At 30.0% G+C, this 6,573-nt stretch carries 11 protein-coding genes; 9 read left to right on the top strand and 2 right to left on the bottom strand.

The window, feature by feature from the left end; genetic code table 11:
• The first annotated feature begins 145 nt into the window (after positions 1–145).
• From COI44_RS23410 to COI44_RS23400, 3 genes are all read left to right on the top strand, one after another.
• A complete protein-coding gene (locus COI44_RS23410; protein ID WP_098430037.1) occupies positions 146–535 on the top strand; it encodes a hypothetical protein in 390 nt (129 codons plus the stop codon).
• 94 nt (positions 536–629) lie between these two features.
• On the top strand, positions 630–1,157 hold the full coding sequence (locus tag COI44_RS23405; protein WP_098430036.1) for a hypothetical protein: 528 nt from the start codon (positions 630–632) through the stop codon (positions 1,155–1,157).
• Positions 1,158–1,271: 114 nt separating this feature from the next.
• Positions 1,272–1,532: a hypothetical protein gene (locus COI44_RS23400; RefSeq protein WP_098430035.1), complete on the top strand. Its 261-nt coding sequence runs from the start codon at positions 1,272–1,274 to the stop codon at positions 1,530–1,532.
• 191 nt (positions 1,533–1,723) lie between these two features.
• Here the strand turns inward: COI44_RS23400 and COI44_RS24780 are convergent, their stop codons facing one another.
• Both COI44_RS24780 and COI44_RS24775 read right to left on the bottom strand, forming a co-directional pair.
• A complete protein-coding gene (locus COI44_RS24780; RefSeq protein WP_286164067.1) occupies positions 1,724–2,224 on the bottom strand; it encodes an FTR1 family protein in 501 nt (166 codons plus the stop codon).
• A 12-nt stretch (positions 2,225–2,236) separates the two neighbouring features.
• The gene (locus COI44_RS24775) at positions 2,237–2,689 is read right to left on the bottom strand and encodes an FTR1 family protein (protein WP_286164066.1); all 453 of its coding nucleotides are present in this window, start codon (positions 2,687–2,689) and stop codon (positions 2,237–2,239) included.
• A 487-nt stretch (positions 2,690–3,176) separates the two neighbouring features.
• On the opposite strand from COI44_RS24775, the gene COI44_RS23390 reads away from it, so the two are divergent.
• The 6 genes from COI44_RS23390 to COI44_RS23365 all read left to right on the top strand — a co-directional run bounded on the left by COI44_RS23390 (position 3,177) and on the right by COI44_RS23365 (position 6,085).
• Positions 3,177–3,491 (top strand): hypothetical protein, encoded by a 315-nt coding sequence (locus COI44_RS23390; protein ID WP_098430034.1) that lies wholly within the window; start codon positions 3,177–3,179, stop codon positions 3,489–3,491.
• A gap of 212 nt (positions 3,492–3,703) precedes the next feature.
• A complete protein-coding gene (locus COI44_RS23385; RefSeq protein ID WP_098430033.1) occupies positions 3,704–4,000 on the top strand; it encodes a colicin immunity domain-containing protein in 297 nt (98 codons plus the stop codon).
• Positions 4,001–4,090: 90 nt separating this feature from the next.
• Positions 4,091–4,321, top strand: coding sequence for a hypothetical protein (locus COI44_RS23380; RefSeq protein WP_097975358.1), 231 nt, complete (start codon positions 4,091–4,093; stop codon positions 4,319–4,321).
• A 176-nt stretch (positions 4,322–4,497) separates the two neighbouring features.
• The gene (locus COI44_RS23375) at positions 4,498–4,848 is read left to right on the top strand and encodes a cupin domain-containing protein (RefSeq protein ID WP_097975359.1); all 351 of its coding nucleotides are present in this window, start codon (positions 4,498–4,500) and stop codon (positions 4,846–4,848) included.
• Between the two features lie 92 nt (positions 4,849–4,940).
• Positions 4,941–5,408, top strand: a complete 468-nt coding sequence (locus COI44_RS23370) for a 2-thiouracil desulfurase family protein (protein ID WP_098430032.1) — start codon at positions 4,941–4,943, stop codon at positions 5,406–5,408.
• A gap of 137 nt (positions 5,409–5,545) precedes the next feature.
• Positions 5,546–6,085 (top strand): hypothetical protein, encoded by a 540-nt coding sequence (locus COI44_RS23365; protein WP_098430031.1) that lies wholly within the window; start codon positions 5,546–5,548, stop codon positions 6,083–6,085.
• Positions 6,086–6,573: the final 488 nt, after the last annotated feature.

Raw genomic sequence — 6,573 nt, 5'->3', positions numbered from 1 at the left:
CTTATTGAACTAAAGACTGCGTTAGTTGTAGATCAGCTTCCAACTCGTTCTTTTATTGTAGTAAATGCAGTATTGTTAAGGAAGGAGTTTCGGTAACTCTATATTTGTTGTAGAAATGTTATTTTTTTATTGATGAGGTGAAAATATGTGGACACCATACGAAGAAAGAAGCGGGCACCCTCAGGATTTCAATGTTCATTATAGATTTTATTCACATGAAGAAGGTGGAAAACAGAATTTGCCCACACAGGGTTATAGGTGTGATTTTGCATATCAAGAAGACGATATTAATGAAACGGGTATATATATGATATATCCTGAATTTGAGGATAATGATGGAAATGTATTATTAGATTACAAAATTTCAGTTAACCAAACGGGTACAGCAAGGATGTGGATTTTATCGCCTGAAATGAGGGAAGAAATTCATAAACATAAGATTAAGATTGGAACCAAAGGTTATTTTATGGAAGGGTCAAGTAAAGTGGGTGAAGTTGAGGTAATTAGAATAGTTGGATTGTTATCAAATCAATAAACCTTTCATTTCTTATGCAACTAACGCATGCAATAGTTATATAGGAACAATGGTTGTTTAAGAGAGAAATACGAAATAAGGGGACAGTCATAGAATGTGTGTAGATCTAAGTAAAGATACTGCTAAAATAATTGTTGAGATGGTCGATTCAGGATTAATTTGTTACAAACACTACTATTTATGGTGTGATTCAATTATTGAGTCTTTAGAAAATCCACCTGTTTGGATTTTAGAATTATCGGTAACTAAAAACTCAGTGAGTGCACGGGAGATCATTTCTGAATATGCTTATTCTGATTTAGAAACATTAAGCCCTGACTATTATATAAAATATAATAATTTCCATTTAGCATGTCTTTATTTAAGATATAAAAACAATGAAATTTCTTGGTATACATTTTTATTAAAATCAGGTTACTATTCTGACTGTTGTTTTAATTGTAAGATTGATTGTACGTTATTTTATGAAATGTTAAACATATATGAAAATAGCATGCAATCAGTTGATTTAAGAAATGAACAATTGAATGAAATAGAAAAAATATTAAGTGATGAAATTAATGAATTAATGGAGATATATAAAGTTTTCCAAAGCTATTATTCAAAGTATATAAACCATTGATTAAATGAATCTTATACAACTAAAGCATGCATTAGTTGCACAAGGACTTAAAAATAAAATGTAGAATTATACTATTACTAAATGGATTTTATTCATTGCTTTAAGGGGGCAACTATGAATATAAGATTGTTATCAATAATTGTTCCTTTATCACTACTTTTAGTAACAACCATTGATTTTTCAATGGACTATGCAAACTATAGAGATGCGATAAATTCAACTTATATTACAGGAAATGAGATGCACATCATTAAAACACATATGTATAGCAGTGTAAACAGCCATATTAAGATCGGAGTTTTTATTATCGGGTTTGAATGCCTGTTATTAATAGCTTTTGCAATAAAAAAAACAAAGTACGCCAACTTTCTCTAAAATAAACTAGTTTTGTATTCGTGGAAGTTTTTAGTTCTTTTAATACAACTAACGCATGCGTTAGTTGCATTAGGATCAAAAAAATAGCCTGTATCTATGATTACTCTGTAATCAGAGATACAGGCTTTATATTTGGATAACTTGTAACCTCTATATATGTTTTAGATATTCCAACTCTTTTTCCGAATAGATTAAGCTGATTGAGATTGTTTACTATTCACTTTTCGTTTAGTTAAGTAACGAGCAGCTAAATATGTACCCACTACATAAATAACAGCAATAACTTGTAAAGATAATGTCTCAACAGTTGGGAATATACAGAACCAAACTCCCATCCAATCGGGAAAATGAACGTTTATTGTAGTTGTACCGATCCATCCTGCTAGTTGCATTTCCTGAACTGTTTCTCCTACCATAACAGCTAATACAACAACTAAAAGTGCACCTGTAAATACCAACATTTTTTTATATGGCAAACGTTTATGTGCTAAGAAAGTAAGAACACCCACTATCAGAGTTAATGATAATCCAATCAATGCCCCTTGTAAGATTACGTCGTTTCCTAATTTCATACGTAGATTTTGAAGAAATAATACTACTTCAAATCCTTCACGATATACTGATGTAAGACCAAGTAAAAATAAAGACCAAAATGTATTTTTTGCAACACTTTCAACTGTATTTGTTGTTATTTTTTGTTTTTTTCAATTATGTAGGTTAATCCAACCTGTCCAGTAAAGCTTATGAAAGAACCAGTTCATAATAATACATAAAACAACGACAGCCAAAATTCCTGTTGCAGCTTGAATATGAAGCTCTGAAGCACTAACAGAAGAAATAATTGCTACAACAATAAACCATGTAACAATTGTAGCTAAGAAAGATACTCCTGCTCCCGCGGAAATTGGTTTCCAATAATTATCTTGCTTCTCTTTTACTAAACCAGAAATAATCGCTGATAATACTAAAACAGCTTCTAATCCTTCACGAAAAATAAGGATAGCTGTGTTAATTACAGCAGCACCTGGAGATAAATTTTTAGCAGTTGGATCTGGATTTCCATGAAAATTCACCCCTTGCCATACTATTACGCTTACTAACACTATTAAAGAGATTGATATAAGAATAGTTTTTATATTTAAAATTTTCTTTAACACATTAATTCCCCCCAGTTTCACACAATAATAATGATAATCATTATCGACATTAGAAGTGTATTTTACCCTCTTATATTTGTCAATAAACATAATGAAATTATAATTTTTCAGATTAAATTTTAACTAAATTTTAATGTCTTCAGCAACTTATATAGCAAGCGAACCTAATTTCACTTTTATTAATTTATGTTTTTTTAAGGAATTACTCCTACATCAAATGGATTAAGCACAAAAGGAACGGGAGACTGAAAGACCTCTTTAAATGCTAATCGAACGATCGCATGCGTTGAATAAGGATCAAAAAAGATTGCATGAATCTTTTCTATTTTTTATTTTAGTTCCCGATTCTATTTATTTCTTTATTACTGTTAAAATATCAAATTGACAATGATTATCAATTTCAACAAAATGTATATGTCCTTAATCATTGGATGTAATTTTCTATTAAAACAACAGAAACAAGAATTAACTGGGGGAAATAGCTTAAATGTTTAGTAAAGATTTGTATAAATTTTTTAAGAAGATTCATATTATTCTTGGTTTAAGTACATCACTTTTATTAACAGGGGTAAGCATCATTGGATTTATTGTAAGACATCCAAGTTTTTTTGGAATTGATAAAAAAGTATCAAGTCTTAATTCTGGTGTATTTATTTTTGGTAATACAACATTAGATCTATGTATTTTATTAGATCTTTTGGCATTTAGTTTACTCATCTTAACGATTAGTGGTTTTATCATTTGGTATTATCCAAAAACAGTAAAAAAAACAAAGAAAAAATTACAAAAGCTTGCCTCATAAATTAAATAAATTTCACAATTAACGCATGCGTTGTTGAAAAACAAATAAAGGATGGTCATTATTCGATCATCCTCTATTTCGCAATTCCTTGTTCAACTAATTCATGCGTTAGTTGCATGACATGAGTTGCTTTGACAGCTCTATTTTAGTTTACTTGAAGAAGGAATATCATTAGAATAGATTGAAAGAAAATATATAAATGAGGTAAGAAAATGTTTGTTTTTAAGTATAAAAGGTTAATGGAGGATTTTATAAATGAGGTAATTACAGTAGAGGATTTCGAACGTGATTATCTAAAGATATTTAAAAATGAAACAGAAAGAATGGGCAGCACACTATTTGGAATATTAAATGGAGTTTTTGAAGCAGTTGATTGTTATTGGCACGAATGTTTTCCTGGACAAGAAACTGCCTTTGAAATATCTGAACAACAACTAAAAAAAGAAATAAGTGAAGCACTGGTAAAATTAAATAGCTTATTGAATAACACTCAAATTCTATTCAACTAACGCATGCTTTAGTTGAACAAGGTCTTATTGATTTTACGACGAATATTAGTTATGTAAGAGTATATAATTGATGACAACAGGGTGGTAATTATGAAACAAAAAACTAATTACACAGCATTTTATCTTCTATTAGCATCAATTATTGTTGGTGCACAATATAGAGAACATTTTAAAGGAATTCCAGAAATAATATCATTTGTAAGTTTTACTTTAATTTATTTTTATATCTTTTTTCTAAATCGCAAGACTTTAAAACTGTTAATTTTGTGTGTTGTTTCATACATAACTTTTGCTACTAATTATACATTTTTCCATTTTTGAGTTTCAAACCCTTAAGTAACTAAAGCAGGCGTTAGTTGCATATCAAAGCTGCTTAATTGCAGCTTTTTTATTTGTAAATGACAGAATAGTTAAAGGAAGTGTTGGTAATTCCAAAATGTGGTAAAGTTAATTTGTTCATTTGATTTAGAATTTACTAATATTAAAGGAGATAGATTATGCAAAATAAAGGACAATTAGAAGTAATTAACCTGCAAAAATTGACTCAGGATCAAATGGAATATACAAATTTCATCGTAAGTGAAGTAAATGACCACGCACTAAGAATAGCTGTAATAAATGGTGATTTTCACTGGCATAAACACGAGGATTGCGATGAATTATTTTATGTATTAGAAGGCGAACTTTTTATTGACTTAGAAAACGATGAAACCATCTCTTTAAAACCAGGAGAAATCTTTACGATTCCAGCTAACACAATGCATCGAACTCGTTCAAATGAACGTACAGTTAACATTTGTTTTGAAAAGATAAGTAATGATATAAAAGGTACAAAAACAATAGATTGATATCCAACTAATGGATTTTTTTTGTTTTAGTAATTATAAAGTAAAGTTATACCAACAACATTAAAAAGTATTTATTTAATGAGGTGGAATCATTGATTTTAGTTAGTTCTTGTTTAGCTGGTTTAGAGGTAAGATACAACGGTTCCCATAGTTTAGATAATAGGATTCAAAAATTGTTACAAGAAAATAGAGCTATTACTGTATGTCCTGAATTACTTGGAGGTTTTTTAACACCAAGAGAGCCTGCAGAAATAGTAGGTGGTTACGGAGAAGATGTTCTTGATGGGAAAGCAAAAGTAGTTGAGAAATCGGGTAGAGACGTAACAGAACTTTACATAAAAGGGGCTTACCATACACTAAGGAAAGCTCAAGAAGTTAATGCAACTATAATTGTTCTTAAGGAGTACAGTCCATCCTGTGGAAGTGCCATGATCTATAATGGTGAATTTAAAGCTAAGAAAGTTGTTGGAAATGGTGTCACAACAGCATTACTTAAAAGAAACGGTTTAAGAGTAATTTCAGAGGAAAAACTTACCGATATTCTTGATGAAATAATATAATTCTTAACCAACTAACGCATGCGATACTTCAATAGAAGATCGCATTTTCTTATTCAACATAATGGCAGTTTAGTTGAATAATTATTTGGAATTTTATGGTAAAATATATGTGTTAAGGGTAAATGTTAGGAGATTCTATGAAGAAAAAAATGATTTTCGTTTTTATTTTTTTAATTGCATTTGGCTTGATTGTTAATTCGTATAGGTTCTTTGAAGACGGTCCATTCTATACAAAATTTGTAAAATCCACAGACCTTTCAAATGAAATCTTCGATAAAGTAGAGCTACACGATAATATTAATACTTCAGCTTACACAAAACGCTTTGGCAAACCGTTGGAAAAAGATGATAATGATGCCTACGATTACTACTTTTGGAAAAATGGATTAACAACTGCTTCCATCATCAATGGGGAAAACAAAGGAGAAATCGTCAGACTAGCCATCGGTAATATCAATGACAGTGAAAAACAGTCTGACCTTAAAACCAGTAAGGGAATCGGATTAGGCGATTCAAAAGAAAAGATCATTTCGTTATATGGACCAAATTATTTTAAATATGTCGAGCAAGGGTGCGATACCATCGGATATGTTGATAAAAAGAACAAGAAGATACTTGAATTTTGGTTGGCGGATAAAGTCGTTGAAATTCGTTTAGATGATCTGAATATGGATTAAGTTAAAAAAGCATTAAAAAGACTGTTTGGTGAATACAGTCTTCTTTAGTACGCAAAATTCAACATTTTAGTTTAACAGAGTCAACTTATTAAAAATATTCTTATGTAACTAACGCATTGCATTAGTTGAAGATCAAGAGCTGCTATATGCGGCTTTTTTTATTAAAGTAAATGGCAGGTTAGTTTAAGAAAGTTATAAACGAGGGGTGGAAGCATATGTTTAAAAATAAGGAAGACAGAATGTGGGTTTATTTGGCTGTACCAACGTTTATTATAGGAATCATCATTATATATTATAGTGAACGAAATTATTATCAGTGGATTCTTTATTGTGCGTTTTTGGCTATCTTTTATATATGGCATTTTTTCTACAGGAGAAAACGAAAGAAAGAAGAAAAAAAATCTTCTTAAACTAACGGGTGCAATAGTTGAACAACCTAAAAGCTACTTCGGTAGCTTTTTCTTATTAAAGTAAATGGCAGTTTAGTT

Source organism: Bacillus sp. AFS088145, from assembly GCF_002564465.1.
Classification (GTDB): domain Bacteria; phylum Bacillota; class Bacilli; order Bacillales; family Bacillaceae_G; genus Gottfriedia.
The sequence above is the reverse complement of the archived record's forward strand: the minus strand, read 5'-3'. Positions and strand labels throughout refer to the sequence as shown.